The organism is Variovorax sp. 10L426 (assembly GCF_056395305.1).
In genome coordinates this window covers 35,283-51,040 of the sequence record NZ_JBFTJF010000001.1, presented here as the reverse complement: position 1 = coordinate 51,040, position 15,758 = coordinate 35,283, and the positions used below count along the sequence as shown (strand labels likewise).

The following is a 15,758-nucleotide window of genomic DNA, read 5'->3' as shown; positions in this document are numbered from 1 at the left end:
GAAAAGGGAAATGGGAATTCGATCCGGTCGCGCGCTCAGGCGCCCGCGCGACCGATGATGGCGACGGCACTCACGTTCTGGTGCGGATGGCCGCCGAGGTTCTGCGTGAGGCCGCGGTCGACGTTCTTGAGCTGGCGCTCGCCCGCACGGCCGTGGATCTGCTGATACACCTCGTAGACCATGCGCAGACCGGACGCACCGATCGGATGACCGAAGCACTTCAGCCCGCCATCGGGAACGACGGGCAAGGCGCCGTCACGGTCGAAGACGCCGTCGAGCACGTCGTGGATCACACGGCCGGGCGCGCTGAAGCCGAGGTCCTCCATAAGTACCGCCTCGGTGATCGAGAAGCAGTCGTGTACCTCGGCCATCTGGATCTGTCGGCGCGGCTCGCTGATGCCGGCTGCGAGGTAGGCGTGCTCGGCGGCCGTCCTGGCGGTCGCGATGTTCGCGCCGTCCCAGTTGTTGAAGCTCGCTTCCTCGCCGTTGCTCACCGACACCTCCAGCGCCTTGATCGTGACGATCTCGGCGTTTGCCTTGAGGGCGCGTGCGATTTCGGGCGTCGTGAGAATCGCGCAGGCCGCCCCGTCGCTCACGCCGCTGCAGTCGTACAGACCGAGCGGCGCGGCAATCGTCATCGCCTTGAGCACGTCTTCCTCGGTGATCTTGTTGCGCAGGTGAGCTTTCGGATTCAGCGCCGCATTGGCATGGCTCTTGACGGAGATATGCGCCATGGCTCGGCGGAGTTCCGTCATCGCGACGCCGTGCTTGGCTGCGTACGCGGAGGCGAGCTGGGCGAATGCGCCGGGTGCCGTCGAATTCGGCAGCCACAGGTCATTGGCGACACCGCGCGTGCGTGCCGGCAAGCCGCCGTAGCCGGTGTCCTTGAGCTTTTCGACGCCGAGCGCGAGCACGATGTCGTAGGCGCCGGCGGCCACCGCATAGGCCGCGCCGCGCAACGCTTCGGTGCCTGTGGCGCAGGCGTTCTCGACACGTGTCGCGGCGATGCGCGGCAGACGCAACGCCTGTGCAAGCGGGCCGGCGGTCTTGCCGACATTGTTTTCCTCGAGGCAGACGCCGAACCATGCGGCCTCGATCTGCGAGGCGTCGATGCCGGCATCGGCGACGGCTTCATTGAACGCTTCGAGCATCAGGTCTTCGGGACCGCAATCCCAGCGCTCGCCGAAGCGCGTGCAGCCCATGCCGATGATGGCGACCTTGTCGCGGATTCCGCTGGCCATTTACTTGCTCTCCAGGGTGGATGGGGCGTGGCTGACGGCGGCTCGCGTGGGCGTCGCCTTCCAGAAATAGCGTCGGAAGCCGCGGTTGTGGTCGAACTCCTTCACCCGATAGACCATGCGCAGAGGCAGGCCGACGGTGAGTTCGCCGACGTCGGTGTCGGTGAACTCCATCAGCACGCGGCCACCGCCTTCGAAGTCGATGTGACCGAACTGGAATGGCGGATCGGGTGTGTAGCCCAGGAAGTCGGTGGTGTGCGACATCACGCGGGCCGGCACATCGGCCAGGTTGGCGGGCTGTTGCGTGTCCTGCGCGCGGCATGCCGGGTTGACGCACACCCGGGATCGCGGAAACTGCACGGTGCCGCAGCGCTCGCAGCGCCCGCCTTCGAAGCGCTCTGTGCGTGCGTGATCCCGCCAGGCCGCGGTGAGTGCCGTCTTGTTGTCCATCTCGGCGCGCATGCCCCAGGCTAGTTCGATCTGCCCGGTGAAGGACAGGTACTTGAGGTAGTTCGTCTCGGACTTGCCGGTGCCGGGGGCGCTGCCCGGGCAGGGGACGGACGTGCGCTTGAGCAGCAGCACGTCGCAGCCGCTCCCGAATGCTGCGACCAGGATCAGCGCGCCGGGTGCCGCCGCCCGCACCGCGATGTCGAGCATGGACAGCGGTTGTGCGCAGCCGAGATCGCCGACCGTGTCGGATGCAGTGGCAACGAGCGCTGCCGGCGCGATGCCGACCCGCTTGGCCACCGCCTCGTTGATGCGCGCCAGCGGTGCCGAGAGCGCGAAGTGGCCCACGTCCGAGGCGCCCACCCCTGCATCGGCCAGGCATTGCCTGATGGTGTCGGCGACGAGCTTCATGTAGCCCTCGTCGCGAATCCAGCGCTCTTCCCAGCCATAGTCATAGGACTCGCCCGCCTGCCGGAAGTGATCCACCAGATCGGCATGCAGACTACGCGCCGCGACGAAGGTGGCGACGGCTCGGCCGGTTCCGACGGACGCCGCTGCGGCGCCATCGCCGAAGATCAGTTCCTGCGCGCTGGCGGGCTTTGCGGTCCGGCGTTCCGCCGCGACGACGATGCGCGTGGCGGCGGGCGCGGGGTGACGCAGCGCGCCAGACAGTTCGGTCAACGCGGCGCGCGCGCTCGAAGCGACATCGCGCACGACGGCGTCAGCGGCGAGGCCGACCGCGGCAGCGACGATCCCGGCATTGAGGCGGTCCGCGAAGGGAAGGGTGGTGGAGGCCAGCGTCAGTTCCGTCGCGTCGGGCGCGGGCGCCGAGGCCAGCAGCGAGCGGCTGGCTTCGACCGCCATGGTCACCGCGTCCTCGTCCCAGTTCGCCATGGCGCGCTGCCCTTTGGCGAGCGACTTGAGCCCCGGTGCCATCCAGCGGTGCTGCGTGGCCACTTCGTTGCGTTCCAGACGCAGTCGGGGCACATAGCGGTTGGTGGCCAGAAGGCCGAACATGCTGTCGGATTCTTTCATGGATGTTGGCGTCGCAGCGCCCGCCTGCTGTACATGATCATGTGGTGCATGGTACGCTAGCGCACGATATTTTTGCAAGCCGCAAGTTCGAGGATGGACAGGGGTTTACCCTCGACGGCGGCACCCAAGGAGACCTGAATTGAGCAAACTACTCGAAGGCAAAGTGGCGCTGATCACGGGCGGCGGCCGGGGCCTCGGACGCGGCATCGCGCTGGCGATGGCCGAAGCGGGCGCCAAGGTGGTCGTCAACGACCTGGGCGCGTCTCTGGACGGCAAGCCGGACAACGAACAACCTGCGAACGAAGTCGTCTCGGCCATCAAGGCGATGGGGGGCGATGCGATTGCCGACGGCGGCTCGGTGGCGGATTGGGGCGAGGCAAACAAGATGGTCGAGGCGGCGGTCAACGCCTTCGGCCGCATCGACATCGTCGTCAACAACGCCGGCATCCTGCGCGACGTGATGTTCCACCGCATGAATGAATCGGAGTTCGACCAGGTGCTGGCCGTGCACCTGAAGGGCAGTTTCAACGTCAGCCGGGCTGCGGCGCCGCACTTCAAGGAGCAGGGCAGCGGGGTCTACGTGCACATGACGTCCACGTCGGGGCTGATCGGCAACTTCGGGCAAGCTAACTACAGCGCGGCCAAGCTCGGCATCGCGGGGCTGTCGAAGTCGATCGCGCTCGATATGCAGAAGTTCGGTGTCCGCTCGAATGCCGTGGCGCCGTTCGCGTGGACGCGCATGATCGACTCGATCCCGAGCGAAACGCCGGAGCAGAAGAAGCGGGTGGAGGGGCTCAAGAAACTGGTGCCGGAGAAGATCGCCCCCTTCGTGGTCGGGCTCTGTGCCGACAGGGCGAGTGATGTCACCGGGCAGATCTTCGGCGTGCGCAACAACGAGATCTATCTGTTCAGCCAGCCTCGTCCCATTCGCACAGCGCACTGCGGCGAAGGCTGGACCCCCGAAGGCGTGCTCGACACCGCGCTGCCCATGCTGCGCGCCAGCTTCTTCCCGCTCGATCGCTCGGGCGATGTGTTCACCTGGGACCCCGTCTAGACCCCGTCTTGAAGCCAAGGAGACTCGCATGTCCACACAACGCAAAGTCATCATCACCTGCGCCGTGACCGGCGCGATCCATACGCCCTCGATGTCGCCGTACCTGCCGGTCACAGCGCAGGAGATCGCGGATGCCGCGGTCGGCGCCGTCGAGGCGGGGGCGGCCATCATCCACCTGCATGCGCGCGATCCCGTCACCGGCAAGCCCGACCAGCGGCCCGAGGCCTTCGTCCCGTTCCTGAAGGGCATCAAGGCCCGTTCGGACGCGGTCATCAATCTCACGACCGGCGGCTCGCCCTACATGACCGTGCAGGAACGGATGCAACCGGCCAAGGTGCTGAAGCCCGAAGTCGCCTCGATGAACATGGGCACGATGAACTTCGGCCTCTTTCCGATGCTGCAGCGCTTCAAGGAATTCAAGTTCGACTGGGAGCGCCCCTATCTTGAAGGCAGCAAGGACCTGATCTTCCGCAACACCTACGGTGACCTGGAAACGGTGCTGACGGAGTTGTCGGTCAACGACACCCGCTACGAGTTCGAGTGCTACGACACCTCGCACCTGTACAACCTCGCGCACTTCGTGGATCGCGGGCTGGTCAAGGCGCCGTTCTTCGTCCAGACGGTGTTCGGCATCCTCGGCGGCATCGGCAGCCACCCTGACGACGTCATGCACATGAAGCGCACGGCCGACCGGCTTTTCGGCGGCGACTACCGCTGGTCGGTGCTGGGGGCGGGGCGCAGCCAGATGCCGATCGCAGCCATGTCCGCCTCGATGGGCGGCAACGTCCGCGTCGGCCTGGAGGACAGCCTGTGGATCGGTGCGGGCAAGCTCGCCGAATCGAACGCGCAGCAGGTGCGCAAGGCGCGCGAAATCATCGAAGGGCTGGGCCTGGCGGTTGCCACGCCCGCCGAGGCGCGTGAGATCCTGCAGCTCAAGGGCAAGGACGCGGTCGCCTTCTAGCGCCCGTCCAGTCCCACGGGCGCCTGTCGCCTTCCGGACCCTGGGCGCTTAAAGTCAGTTGCTAGAATGTACGCATCATTACAGTAATAGGCTCGCCGCCCCGCGGCGTGGGACGCACCATGGCAACAGACGCACATTCAACCGACTGGGAGCTTCGGCTCGGTTTTCTGATCCACGACGTCTCGCGCTTGCGACGCAGCGCCTTCGACCGCTGCCTGAAGCCGCTGAATGTGACCCGGTCGCAATGGTGGGTGCTGGCCTATCTGTCCCGCGAGGACGGCATGACGCAGTCGCAACTGGCCGAGGAGCTCGACCTCGGCAAGGTGGCCGTCGGCGGCCTGATCGACCGCCTGGAAAAATCCGGCCTGGTACGGCGCGGTGCCGACGCCACGGACCGGCGCGTCAACCGCGTCTTCCTCGAACCCAAGAGCAAGCAGCTGATCGCCAGGATGCGCAAGGTCAGCCACCAGCTCAACGAACAGATCCTCGACGGTCTGGCCGACACCAAGCTCGAGGCAGCGGCGACCACGCTGGACGCGATGAAGCGCAACCTGCTGACCTATCTCACGGCCACTGAGTCGGCCTGATCCGCCTCCGCGGCCCTTCCGGGCCGTCCATGTGCTCGCTTTCCCGGGGGTGTCCGGGCTTGCGATGGATCGTGAATCCACGTATCGTACAGTAGTGAACTAATTCAGTCGCGGCATGGCAATGGGTTCTGTGCCGCTGGCGACTACCTTGGAGATACTGGCATGACGGTCAAAGGATTCGATCCCGCCGCCCACGCGCGGCACATGCGAGAGGCGGGATTCTGGCTGGACAGGACGATCGACGACTACCTCGTCGCCGCGATCCGCCGCTCACCCGACAAGCTCGCCCTGGTGAGCTACCGCGCGGACCAGGCTGACCCAGCGCGCATCTCGTACCGCGAGCTCGGCGACAAGGTGGCGTTGGCCGCCGGCGCGCTGCGCGATCTCGGCGTCGGACATGGCGACATCGTCGCCGTGCAGGTGCCCAACTGGTGGGAATTCGTCGTCATGACGCTGGCCTGCGGCCGCATCGGCGCCGTGGTGAATCCGCTGATGCCGATCTTCCGGGAGCGCGAACTCGAATTCATGCTGGGCTTCGCGGAGGCCAAGGTCTTCGTGGTGCCAGCGACATTCCGCGGCTTCGACCATGCCGCGATGGCGGAAAGCCTGAAGACCAAGTTGCCCAAGCTGCAGCACATCGTGGTCGTCGACGGGGAGGGCGCCAATGGCTTCGATCGCTTGTTGCTGCAGGGCAGCAAGCGGGTCGAGGCGGCGGACAGCCCGGCAGAGCGGGCGCTCGCTCCCGAGGAACTCGCGGTGATGATGTTCACCTCCGGCACCACCGGCTCGCCCAAGGGCGTGATGCACTCATGCAACACGCTGCTGGCCTGCAACAAGGCGCTTTCGGGCCGCTTCGGGCTGACCTCTGACGACGTGCTGCTCGCCTGCTCGCCGGTCGGTCACATGACGGGCTATGCCGCCGTGATGGTGCTGGGTGTCTACCTCGGTTCAACCGCCGTGCTCCAGGACATCTGGGAGGCCCGGCGCGGCGTCACCCTGATGGCCGAGGAGGGCGTCACCTACACGGCAGCGTCGACGCCGTTTCTCTCGGACATCTGCGGAGCAGTCGCCGACGGCGCGCCGAGACCTGACCGCCTGCGCTCGTTCCTGTGCGGCGGCGCGCCCATTCCGCCGGTGCTGATCGAACGCGCTGCAAGCGAACTGAATCTGAAGGTCTGCTCACTCTGGGGTATGACCGAATCGCTCTCGAGCACCCTGACAGAGCCTTCCCGCGCGGCCGACAAATCGTCGAAGACCGACGGTCGCGCGCTCGACGGCGTCGGTATCCGGATCGTCGACTTCGACGGCAAGCCCATGCCGGTCGGCGAGACCGGCCGACTGCTGGTGCGCGGTGCGCAGATGTCGCTCGGCTACTACAAGCGGCCAGACATCCACACCTACGACGCGGAAGGCTGGTTCGACACCGGCGACCTGGCCTATATGGACGACGAGGGCTACATCCGCATCAACGGCCGGACCAAGGACGTGCTGATCCGCGGCGGGGAGAACGTCCCCGTGGTGGAGATCGAGGCGCTGCTCTACAAGCATCCCGCCGTCGCGATGGCGGCGATCGTCGGCTACCCGGACGACCGCCTCGGGGAGCGCGCCTGTGCCTTCCTGGAACTGCGCCCCGGTGCGACCCTCGACCTCGCCGGCGTGCAGGCCTACATGGGCGAATGCAAGGTCGCGAAGCAGTACTGGCCCGAGCGTGTCGAAGTGCTCGCGGCGGTACCGCGCACCCCCAGCGGAAAGATCCAGAAGTTCATCCTGAAGGAACGCGCGAAGGCCTTCGGCGCTGTCACGCAATAGTCATTCGCCACCCCGCCATTGCCAGCGCACGGGTAAGCACTGATATTGCATACGGTACAGTAGCGTATTATGTTCTTGTGTCCGGCCTGGGTGCCGGACGGTCTTGGGCGCGAGGGGTCGGCGCCCCTCCCAGAACTTCGGAATTGGCGCATGGACATCGCGGCTTCGACGATACAGCGGACATCCTCCCTGCCGACCGGCCGCACGACGGGTGGGGCACAATCGGCCGCTGCTGCCGGTGCGTCCTTGGCGGTCGAAGGCGTCGATCTGCGCTTCGGTGGCATCCATGCATTGCGCGGGGTCTCGTTCGCGGCAGCGCCAGGACAGATCACGGCGGTCATCGGCCCCAATGGCGCCGGCAAGACGAGCGTGTTCAACACCATCTCGGGCTTCTACCGTCCCGCGGCCGGCCGTGTTGTGCTCGACGGGCAGGACATCACCATCGTGCCGGTGCATCAGCGTGCGTCGCGCGGGCTTGCGCGCACGTTCCAGAACATCGCGCTGTTCCACGGACTGAGCGTGCTCGAGAACATCAAGCTGGGCGGACACCACGTAATGCGCGCTGGGCTATTGCAGAGCCTGGCTCAGACTCGGTCGGCTCGCAACGAGGAACTGGCGCTGCGCGACGAGGTCGAGCGGCGCGTCATCGACTTCCTGCAGATCGACCACTTGCGCCATCGGCCCGTAGAGGCGCTTTCGTACGGCCTGCAGAAGCGCGTCGAACTCGCGCGGGCGCTGGCCATGCGACCGCGCGTACTGATGCTGGACGAGCCGGTCGCCGGCATGAACCGCGAGGAGACCGAGGACATGGCGCGCTTCATCCTCGACGTGCAGGAAGAGTGGGGCGTCACGGTGCTGCTGGTGGAGCACGACATGGGCATGGTGATGGACATCTCCAGCCACGTCGTCGTGCTGAATTTCGGCGAGGTTATCGCGAGCGGTACGCCCGCGGAGGTGCGCAGTCATCCGGGCGTCATCCAGGCCTACCTGGGCGCCGACGAGGAGGCTGCCTGATGGACATGGCCACCTGGTACGAATTCATCGAGTACAGCACCATCGGCCTGCTGTCCGGCGGCGTGCTGGCGCTGGTCGCGCTGAGCTTCGTGCTCGTTTACAAGGGGACGGGCGTCGTGAACTTCGCAGTCGGCGAGGTGATGATGCTAGGCGCCTATCTCTACTACGCGGCGCACGTGACCTTCGGCCTCGCGCCGCTGCTGGCCTTCGGCGTTGCGCTGGCCGCGATCGCGCTGCTCGCCGTGGTGGTCGAGCGGATGGTGCTGCGGCCGCTGTCCGGCCAGTCGCCCGTCTCGGTGCTGATGGCCACCATCGGCATGGCCAGCATCGTTCACGGCAGCGTCGAGGCGATCTGGGGTGGCGACACCTTCACGGTGCCGCCGCTGTTGCCGCGCATGCCGCTCAATTTCGGCGAGGTGATGATCCCGGGCACGGCCATCGGCAACTTCCTGGTGGCGGCAGTGCTGATCGCCGCGTTCATCGCATTCTTTCGCTACTCGAAGACCGGGATTGCCTTGCGCGCGACCGCAAGCGACCCGGTGACCGCTGCGACCATGGGCATCGACATCCACCATGCACAGCGGTTGACATGGATCCTGTCCAGCCTTGTCGGCACAGTCGCCGGCGTGCTGATCGCCACCTCGGCCAACCTGTCTCCGCTGCTGGCCTCGACGGCGCTGGCGGCCTTCGCGGTGATCATCCTGGGCGGCCTGGACAGCATCGTCGGCGCCATCGTCGCGAGCCTGATCGTCGGCTGGCTCGACGCGGTGGCCGCCGGCTACCTCGGCGGCAAGGCGCGTGACCTCGTTCCGTACGTGGTGGTGCTCGCGATCCTCGTGATGCGACCGCACGGCATCTTCGGCACCCGAACCATCGAGAGGCTCTGACCATGCGAACGGGTGTCTTCCACGAAACGCACCGCTCCGAAGAGCAGCTATGGGACTCGCCGGCTTCGCGGCGCTCGATGGCCCTCTTCATCGTCTTGTTGCTGGGACTGCCGTTCTACGGCAGCGACTATGTGCTGGCGATGGCCTGCATCGTCGGCATCCATATCGTTGCGACGCTGGGCCTCAACATCACGACCGGCAGCACCGGCCAGATCTCCCTGGCCCACGCGGCTTTCCTCGGGGTCGGCTGTTACACGGTCGCCTGGCTCGGCAAGCACGGCGTGCCGTTCTACGTCGCCTTGCCGCTCGCGGGCCTTCTGGCCGCCATGATCGGCATGGTGGTCGGGCTGCCGAGCCTGCGCGTGAAGGGCATCTACCTGGCGATCGCCACATTGGCCGCGCACTTCATCCTGACCTTCGTGTTCCGGGAATGGGAGCCGGTGACGGGCGGCGTGCCGGGCACGTCGATTCCGCGCGCCAACCTGTTCGGCTTCGAGTTCATCGGCGACCGGCGCAACTTCTACCTGATCTACGGCTGCGTGCTGCTGGCGGCACTGGCCACGCGCAATCTCCAGCGCGGCTACATCGGTCGGGCCTTCATCGCCGTGCGGGACCGCGACATCTCGGCCGAGATCCTGGGCGTGAGCCTGCTGCGCACCAAGCTGCTCGCCTTCGCTCTCGGTGCGTTTTATGCCGGTGTCGCGGGCGGACTGCTAGGCTACTTCTACGGCAACATCACGCCCGAATACTTCACGGTCACGCTGTCGATCTATTACCTGGCCGCGATCATCGTCGGCGGTGCCACGGTGCTCGGCAGCATCCTCGGTGCGGTCTTCATGACCTTCGTGCCCGAAATCCTTCGGCTGGTCGCGCATGCGGGTGCGGAGTGGCTGCCCGGCATCGCCGGCCTTCTGCTGCCGATGGGGCAGGTCGTGTTCGGCCTGCTGATCATCGTCTTCCTGATCTTCGAGCCCCATGGGCTGTCAGCCATGTGGGCGCGCGTGCGGCGAGTTTTCCACCTTTGGCCCTTCATTACCTGAACCGCAAACAGAGGAGACAGACCATGACCGACTTTCTGAGACGCAAATTGATCCAGGCTGCCGGCACCGCCGCCGCGCTCGGGCCCTTCGCCATCCGCGGCGCCTCGGCGCAAGCCCAGAAGGGCGAGATCGTGATCGCGGCCTCGCAGCCCATCACCGGCATCTTCGCCTTCGCGGGCGCGGCAATGAACAACGGGCTCAACGACTTCGTGTTGTGGAAGAACGCCAACGGCGGCGTGGCGGGGCGCAAGCTGCGCTATGTGTCGGAAGACAGCGGCTTCAAGCTCGACCAGGGCGTGGCCATCTTCAAGAAACTGATGGCGTCCGACAAGCCGACCTTCTTCTACGGCGACAGCACGCAGTGGGCGAAGGCCGTCTCTCAGGATGCCATTGCGTCGGGCACGATCATGACCTCATCGACGTCGCTGGCGAGTTCGATGGCCGATCCGGTCGGCATGCCCCAGCACTTCGTGCCGGGCCCGATCTACGGCTCGATGCACGAGATCCTGATGGAGTACATCGCCAAGACCTGGTCCAAGTCGGACAAGCCCAAGATCGCCTACGTGTATGCCGATACCGAGTTCGGCCGCGACGGCATCCCGGGCGGCAAGGCGCGTGCCGAGAAGCTCGGCCTCCCGATCGTCGCCGAGATCGTGACCAAGCAGGCCGGCATCGACGTGGCGCCCGAGGTCGCGAAACTGCGGCGCGCCCGGCCCGACATCGTGATCTTCCAGGGCTACATCCTGGCGCCGATGCCGGAGTTCGTGCGCCAGATGCGCGAGGCGGGCCTGCAGAGCCAGGTCATGGGCACCGCATGGGGCCTGGACAAGCCCGCCTACGACGCGCTCGGCGCGATGGGCGAATCGCTCAGCGGCGTAAGCCCCTATCGCTACGGCCACGAAACCGATTCCGTGATGATCAACGCGATGCGCGACTTTGCGGCCAAGAATCGCCCGGACATGAAGAACATCTCGCCGTTCTACATCAGCTCCTGGCTCTCGGGCATGGTGTTCGCGGAGGTTGCCGAGCGCTGCATCAAGGCCAACAAGCCGCTCACGCTGCCCAACATGAAGGCCGCGCTGGAATCGATGAAGGACTGGGATTCGGGCGGCATCTTTGGCACGCTGGTGGACCTCAGCAAGCACCAGGCGCCGGTCGGCCGCTTCTACCGCTACGACCCGAAGTCCAAGCAGATGGAACCGGCGAGCTCATGGATCAAGGTGTGAGTCCGACGCCGACGCCGGCGCCCGCGCTGTCGATCGCCAACATCGAGGTGGTCTATCACCACACCGTGCAGGCGCTGCGGGGGCTGTCCATCGAAGTGCCCGATGGCAAGGTGGTGGCGCTGCTCGGCTCCAACGGCGCGGGCAAGACCACCACGCTGAAGGCCGCGTCGGGCATCCTTCCGCTCGAAAACGGACGGGTGGCCAGTGGACGCATCCGCTTTTTCGGGGAGGACATCGATCGCTGGGCGCCGCACGTCCTGCCGCGCCGCGGGTTGGCGCACGTGCGCGAGGGCCGGCACGTGTTCGCTGAACTGACGGTGGACGAGAATTTGGTGGCGGCAGGCAACGCGCTGCAAGGCCGCTGCGGCAAGCCGCTCGACATCGAGGCGGTGTTCGAATATTTCCCGCGCCTGAAGGAACGCCGGCGGCAACTCTCGGGTTATCTCTCGGGCGGCGAGCAGCAGATGCTGGCGATCGCGCGTGCACTGGTCGGGCAGCCGCGGCTCATCCTGCTGGACGAGCCCTCGCTGGGCTTGGCCCCTTTGGTCGTCAAGGACATCTTCTCCATCATCGCCCGCATCAACCGGGAGCAGGGCGTGGCGATGCTGCTGGTCGAACAGAACGCGCGCGTCGCACTCGGCGTGGCCGACTACGGCTACATCATGGAAAACGGACGCATCGTCATCAACGGCCCGAAGGAAGTGCTGCTGGGCGATGCCGATGTGCAGCGCTTCTATCTCGGCAGCGGCGAAGGGGGCGAGGGCGTGAGCTTCCGCGACGTCAAGCACTACAAGCGTCGCAAACGGTGGTTGTCATGATCGAGGAGTTGAAGGGGCTAACGACGTCGCAGCAACTGCTGCATTGGGCGCGCGCGCGTCCCGACACGGTGGCGCTGCGGCAGAAGCAGTTTGGCGTCTGGCAGCCGGTCACGTGGCGCGAGTACGCCGAGCGCGCGAGCTGCTTCGGGCTAGCGCTTCTCGAACTCGGCCTGCAGCCGGGCGAGAAGGTGGCGATCCTCGGCGAGAACCGCAGCGAGTGGGTGATCGCGCAGTTCGGCGTCGGCCTGGCCGGTGGCATCGTGGCGGGGGTGTACCCGACTTCGCCGGGCGTCGAGGTCGAATATCTGCTGCAGCTCGCGGGCTCGCCCGTCATCGTCTGCGAGGACCAGGAGCAGCTCGACAAGGTGCTCTCGGTGCGCGCGAACCTTCCCGAATTGCGGCAGATCGTGCTGATCGACCCGCGCGGACTGCGCCATTACGACCGCGCCGGCATCCATGAATTCGAGGCGCTGATCGAGCAGGGCCGCCGGCTTGCAGCCGCGCAGCCCACACGCATCGAGACGCTCGCGGCCGCGCAGAAGCTGGACGACATCGGGCTGATCGTGTTCACCTCCGGCTCCACCGGAAAGCCCAAGGCCGCGCAGATGAGCTGGCGTGGCCTGGGCAGCGCGGCGCTCGGCCTCAACAGCGTGCTTGGCTGTACGGAGGGAGATTCGCTGGTCTCCTACCTGCCGTTGTGCCACGTGGCCGAGCAGATGTTCTCGATCCACGTGCCGCTGGCCACTGGTGCCGTGGTCAACTTCGCGGAGAGCCTGCGCACGGTGCAAGAAGATCTGCGCGAACTGTCGCCGCAGGTGTTTTTCGGCGTACCGCGGATCTGGGAGAAATTCCACGCCTCCATCCAGACGAAGTTACGCGAAGCGGGCGGCTGGCGCCTCGCCCTCTATCAGCGCGCGATGGCCTCGGTGGGACGCTTCGCTACGGTGCCTGTGCGCCAGCGTACTCTTGCGCAACGGGCAGTGTGGGCCTTCTGGTATGTGCTGGTGCTGCGAGCGCTGCTCAACTACGTCGGCTTGCGTCGGTGCCGAGTCGCGATCTCGTCGGGCGCGCCCATCGCGCCTGACATCCTGCATTTCTTCCGCGTGCTCGGCGTGCCGATCCGCGAAGCCTATGGCCTCACCGAAGCTTCGGGCGCGACCACCATGCAGCCGAGCGATGCATCGCCGGTGGGCACGGTCGGCGTGCCGTATCCAGGCGTCGAGGTTCAGCTCGCTGACGACGGCGAAATCCTCATTCGCGGCGACGTGGTGTTCAGGGGCTACTACCGCAATCCCGAGGCGACGGCCGAGGCCGTCGACGCCGATGGCTGGCTGCACACCGGCGATGTTGCCCGCTGGGACGACGGCCCGGCCGGCCGCGAGCTGCGAATCATCGACCGCAAGAAGGACATCATGATCACCGCCGGCGGCAAGAACATCACGCCGTCCGAGATCGAGAATGCGCTGCGCATCTCGCCCTTCATCAAGGAAGCGATCGTCATCGCCGACCGGCGGCGCTTTGTGTCGGCGCTCCTGCAGATCGATTTCGAGAGCGTCGCCAACTGGGCGGAAGGGCAGGGGCTGGCCTACACCAACTTCAAGAGCCTCGTGGAGCAAGCCCAGGTGCGCACGATGATCGAGAACGAAGTCGCGGCCGTGAACGCGCGGCTCGCGCAGGTGCAGCAGGTGCGCAAGTTCCATCTGCTGTCGAAGGAGCTCGACCATGACGACGGCGAAGTCACCGCTACCATGAAGGTGCGCCGCAAGTCCATTGCCGAGAAGTACGCCGATGTGATCGAGGGAATCTATGCCTGAGTCCGGCGCGCTGCTCGAACGGTTGGCCGACGGCATCACGCTGCTGCGCCTGAATCGGCCGCAGCGGCTCAATGCCCTGGACGACGACACAGTGCGCGAAATCGGCCGCCTGCTCGACGAAGTCGACGGAGACGAGGCTTGTCGCGTGCTGATCGTGAGCGGTGCGGGGCGGGGATTCTGCGCCGGATTCGACCTCTCCCTCGCGGGCGATGCGCCGGGCAGCGAGGCCGGCGAGACGCAGGCATGGATGAAGCGGCAGGAGCTTTTTGCCGGCCTTGTCACGCGATTGCGAGGGCTGCGGCAACCGGTCATCGCCGCGGTCAACGGGCCTGCCAATGGTGCGGGATTCGGCCTCGCGCTGGCCGCCGAGATCCGCATCGCATCAAAGTCGGCTTCGTTCAACGCAGCCTTCGTGAAGGTTGGCATGTCCAGTTGCGACATCGGCGTGAGCTGGCTGTTGCCGCGCGCCGTCGGCACTTCGCGTTCCTTTGAGATGATGTTGACGGGACGCATGGTGGATGCCGTCGAGGCCGAACGCATCGGCTTGGTGTCCGAGTTGGTGGACGACGACAAGCTGATGGCGCATGCCGTCGAGCTGGCGCGAAGCATCGCGGCGAACAGCGCCTTCGGCGTATGGATGACCAAGCGCGGGGGCTGGGCCAACCTAGAGAGCGCGAGCCTGGCGGGGGCGATCGAGCTGGAAAACCGGACACAGATTCTGGCGCGTACGACGGGAGAGCTGCAGCGCAAGGCCGAGGCAATGCTGCGCAAGAAGAACCAGGATTGAAGGCGGCGCAGGCGCTCAGGGCGCCTGTACCTGCGTTGCCGCCCTCAGCTTCAACAGCGCATACACGGTGTCGATCGTCGGCGTGGGTGTTGGCACGAGTTCGCGCATCGCGTCGATGGAATCGACAAGCACGTCGAGTTCGAGCGCGCGCCCCCGTTCCAGGTCCTGGAGCATCGACATCCTGTGGTCGCCCGCATGCCGCGCGGCTTCGATGCGCTGCTCGATCGAGATCGGCATCCGTTCCACGCCGACGCGATGCGCCAGCGCGTCGGCCTCGGCCATCATGCGACGCACGACCGCCAGGACCTCCGGGCGCGCGTTCATCTCGGACAGCGTGCCCAGGGTCAGCACGGCGACCGGGTTCCAGCACAGGCTGCTGATCATCTTGGCCCAGATCCAGGCGCGAATGTCCGGCACCACCGGTGCGTCGAGGCCGGCATCGGCCATTGCCGAGGCAAGCCGCATCAGGCGCTCGCTCTGCGTGCCGTCGGGTTCGCCAATCGGGAAACGCGACAGGCTGCCGTCGTGGTGGATGACGCCCGGCGCCGTGACCTCGGAGGCCACCCAGTAGACACAGCCGATCACGCGCGCAGGATCCAGCGCCGCCCATTGGCGGCCTTGGGGGTCGAGGCGTTCGATCTGCCGGTCGCGCAGCGGGCCGGGCAGGCCATGGAAGTACCAGTACGGGATTCCGGTCGTGGGCGGCAGCACGGCTGTTCGCGGCGCCAGCAAGGGCTTCAGGCTGTCGAGCGCCGGCGCCACCTGCTGCGATTTCAGGGCGAGGAAAACGACGTCCTGCTCGCCGAGGTCCGCAGGATGGTCCGTCGCTGCGACGCGAGCACGCAATGTGCCTTGAGGCGATTCGATGGCAAGCCCGTTGCGCCGTATCGCTGCCAGGTGCTCGCCGCGTGCGACCACGCTGACCGATAGTCGGTCGACCTGCGCGAGGCGGGCAGCAAGGTAGCCGCCGATCGCGCCGGCGCCGAAGACGCAGATCTTCATCGGGATGCTCCGATCATTGATTGACGCATGTCATGTGCA

14 protein-coding genes are annotated in these 15,758 nt (G+C 66.3%); 11 read left to right on the top strand and 3 right to left on the bottom strand.

Features of this window, described 5'->3' with window-relative positions:
- Nucleotides 1-35: 35 nt before the first annotated feature.
- Complete coding sequence (locus AC1DHL_RS00240) at nucleotides 36-1,241, bottom strand: acetyl-CoA acetyltransferase (RefSeq protein WP_478159731.1); 1,206 nt, start codon at nucleotides 1,239-1,241, stop codon at nucleotides 36-38.
- Nucleotides 1,242-2,720, bottom strand: a complete 1,479-nt coding sequence (locus AC1DHL_RS00235; RefSeq protein WP_478159729.1) for a 3-oxoacyl-[acyl-carrier-protein] synthase III C-terminal domain-containing protein — start codon at nucleotides 2,718-2,720, stop codon at nucleotides 1,242-1,244. It abuts the gene before it with no gap.
- A 139-nt stretch (nucleotides 2,721-2,859) separates the two neighbouring features.
- Here AC1DHL_RS00235 and AC1DHL_RS00230 point away from each other — a divergent pair, with 139 nt between their 5' ends.
- The 11 genes from AC1DHL_RS00230 to AC1DHL_RS00180 all read left to right on the top strand — a co-directional run bounded on the left by AC1DHL_RS00230 (nucleotide 2,860) and on the right by AC1DHL_RS00180 (nucleotide 14,717).
- Nucleotides 2,860-3,774: an SDR family NAD(P)-dependent oxidoreductase gene (locus AC1DHL_RS00230; protein WP_478159727.1), complete on the top strand. Its 915-nt coding sequence runs from the start codon at nucleotides 2,860-2,862 to the stop codon at nucleotides 3,772-3,774.
- A 28-nt stretch (nucleotides 3,775-3,802) separates the two neighbouring features.
- Nucleotides 3,803-4,735 (top strand): 3,5-dioxohexanoate:acetyl-CoA acetone transferase, encoded by a 933-nt coding sequence (gene kce / locus AC1DHL_RS00225; protein ID WP_478159725.1) that lies wholly within the window; start codon nucleotides 3,803-3,805, stop codon nucleotides 4,733-4,735.
- A gap of 119 nt (nucleotides 4,736-4,854) precedes the next feature.
- Nucleotides 4,855-5,322, top strand: a complete 468-nt coding sequence (locus AC1DHL_RS00220) for a MarR family winged helix-turn-helix transcriptional regulator (RefSeq protein WP_478159723.1) — start codon at nucleotides 4,855-4,857, stop codon at nucleotides 5,320-5,322.
- A 162-nt stretch (nucleotides 5,323-5,484) separates the two neighbouring features.
- Nucleotides 5,485-7,131, top strand: coding sequence for an AMP-binding protein (locus tag AC1DHL_RS00215; protein ID WP_478159721.1), 1,647 nt, complete (start codon nucleotides 5,485-5,487; stop codon nucleotides 7,129-7,131).
- A 150-nt stretch (nucleotides 7,132-7,281) separates the two neighbouring features.
- The gene (locus AC1DHL_RS00210; RefSeq protein ID WP_478159719.1) at nucleotides 7,282-8,145 is read left to right on the top strand and encodes an ABC transporter ATP-binding protein; all 864 of its coding nucleotides are present in this window, start codon (nucleotides 7,282-7,284) and stop codon (nucleotides 8,143-8,145) included.
- Complete coding sequence (locus tag AC1DHL_RS00205; protein ID WP_478159717.1) at nucleotides 8,145-9,032, top strand: branched-chain amino acid ABC transporter permease; 888 nt, start codon at nucleotides 8,145-8,147, stop codon at nucleotides 9,030-9,032. The genes AC1DHL_RS00210 and AC1DHL_RS00205 overlap by 1 nt, the downstream gene beginning before the upstream one ends.
- A gap of 2 nt (nucleotides 9,033-9,034) precedes the next feature.
- On the top strand, nucleotides 9,035-10,072 hold the full coding sequence (locus AC1DHL_RS00200) for a branched-chain amino acid ABC transporter permease (protein WP_478159715.1): 1,038 nt from the start codon (nucleotides 9,035-9,037) through the stop codon (nucleotides 10,070-10,072).
- Between the two features lie 23 nt (nucleotides 10,073-10,095).
- Nucleotides 10,096-11,298 carry an ABC transporter substrate-binding protein gene (locus AC1DHL_RS00195; protein ID WP_478159713.1) on the top strand — a complete coding sequence of 401 codons (1,203 nt, stop codon included), beginning with the start codon at nucleotides 10,096-10,098 and terminating at the stop codon, nucleotides 11,296-11,298.
- Entirely contained in the window at nucleotides 11,283-12,116 is an 834-nt protein-coding gene (locus tag AC1DHL_RS00190; protein ID WP_478159711.1) for an ABC transporter ATP-binding protein, read from the top strand. The genes AC1DHL_RS00195 and AC1DHL_RS00190 overlap by 16 nt, the downstream gene beginning before the upstream one ends.
- The gene (locus tag AC1DHL_RS00185) at nucleotides 12,113-13,930 is read left to right on the top strand and encodes an AMP-dependent synthetase/ligase (RefSeq protein ID WP_478159709.1); all 1,818 of its coding nucleotides are present in this window, start codon (nucleotides 12,113-12,115) and stop codon (nucleotides 13,928-13,930) included. Before AC1DHL_RS00190 ends, AC1DHL_RS00185 begins: the two co-directional genes overlap by 4 nt.
- Nucleotides 13,923-14,717, top strand: coding sequence for an enoyl-CoA hydratase/isomerase family protein (locus tag AC1DHL_RS00180; protein ID WP_478159707.1), 795 nt, complete (start codon nucleotides 13,923-13,925; stop codon nucleotides 14,715-14,717). The genes AC1DHL_RS00185 and AC1DHL_RS00180 overlap by 8 nt, the downstream gene beginning before the upstream one ends.
- Before the next feature lie 15 nt (nucleotides 14,718-14,732).
- Here AC1DHL_RS00180 and AC1DHL_RS00175 read toward each other — a convergent pair whose 3' ends face one another.
- Entirely contained in the window at nucleotides 14,733-15,719 is a 987-nt protein-coding gene (locus AC1DHL_RS00175) for a ketopantoate reductase family protein (RefSeq protein WP_478159705.1), read from the bottom strand.
- Nucleotides 15,720-15,758: the final 39 nt, after the last annotated feature.

Bases quoted from the DNA above. Each gene is read 5' to 3' on its own strand.
- AC1DHL_RS00240 (WP_478159731.1), bottom strand. From the start codon at position 1,241: ATGGCCAGCGGAATCCGCGACAAGGTCGCCATCATCGGCATGGGCTGC.
- AC1DHL_RS00180 (WP_478159707.1), top strand. From the start codon at position 13,923: ATGCCTGAGTCCGGCGCGCTGCTCGAACGGTTGGCCGACGGCATCACG.
- AC1DHL_RS00215 (WP_478159721.1), top strand. From the start codon at position 5,485: ATGACGGTCAAAGGATTCGATCCCGCCGCCCACGCGCGGCACATGCGA.
- AC1DHL_RS00185 (WP_478159709.1), top strand. From the start codon at position 12,113: ATGATCGAGGAGTTGAAGGGGCTAACGACGTCGCAGCAACTGCTGCAT.
- AC1DHL_RS00205 (WP_478159717.1), top strand. From the start codon at position 8,145: ATGGACATGGCCACCTGGTACGAATTCATCGAGTACAGCACCATCGGC.
- AC1DHL_RS00200 (WP_478159715.1), top strand. From the start codon at position 9,035: ATGCGAACGGGTGTCTTCCACGAAACGCACCGCTCCGAAGAGCAGCTA.
- AC1DHL_RS00220 (WP_478159723.1), top strand. From the start codon at position 4,855: ATGGCAACAGACGCACATTCAACCGACTGGGAGCTTCGGCTCGGTTTT.
- AC1DHL_RS00190 (WP_478159711.1), top strand. From the start codon at position 11,283: ATGGATCAAGGTGTGAGTCCGACGCCGACGCCGGCGCCCGCGCTGTCG.
- AC1DHL_RS00195 (WP_478159713.1), top strand. From the start codon at position 10,096: ATGACCGACTTTCTGAGACGCAAATTGATCCAGGCTGCCGGCACCGCC.
- AC1DHL_RS00235 (WP_478159729.1), bottom strand. From the start codon at position 2,720: ATGAAAGAATCCGACAGCATGTTCGGCCTTCTGGCCACCAACCGCTAT.
- AC1DHL_RS00175 (WP_478159705.1), bottom strand. From the start codon at position 15,719: ATGAAGATCTGCGTCTTCGGCGCCGGCGCGATCGGCGGCTACCTTGCT.
- kce (WP_478159725.1), top strand. From the start codon at position 3,803: ATGTCCACACAACGCAAAGTCATCATCACCTGCGCCGTGACCGGCGCG.
- AC1DHL_RS00210 (WP_478159719.1), top strand. From the start codon at position 7,282: ATGGACATCGCGGCTTCGACGATACAGCGGACATCCTCCCTGCCGACC.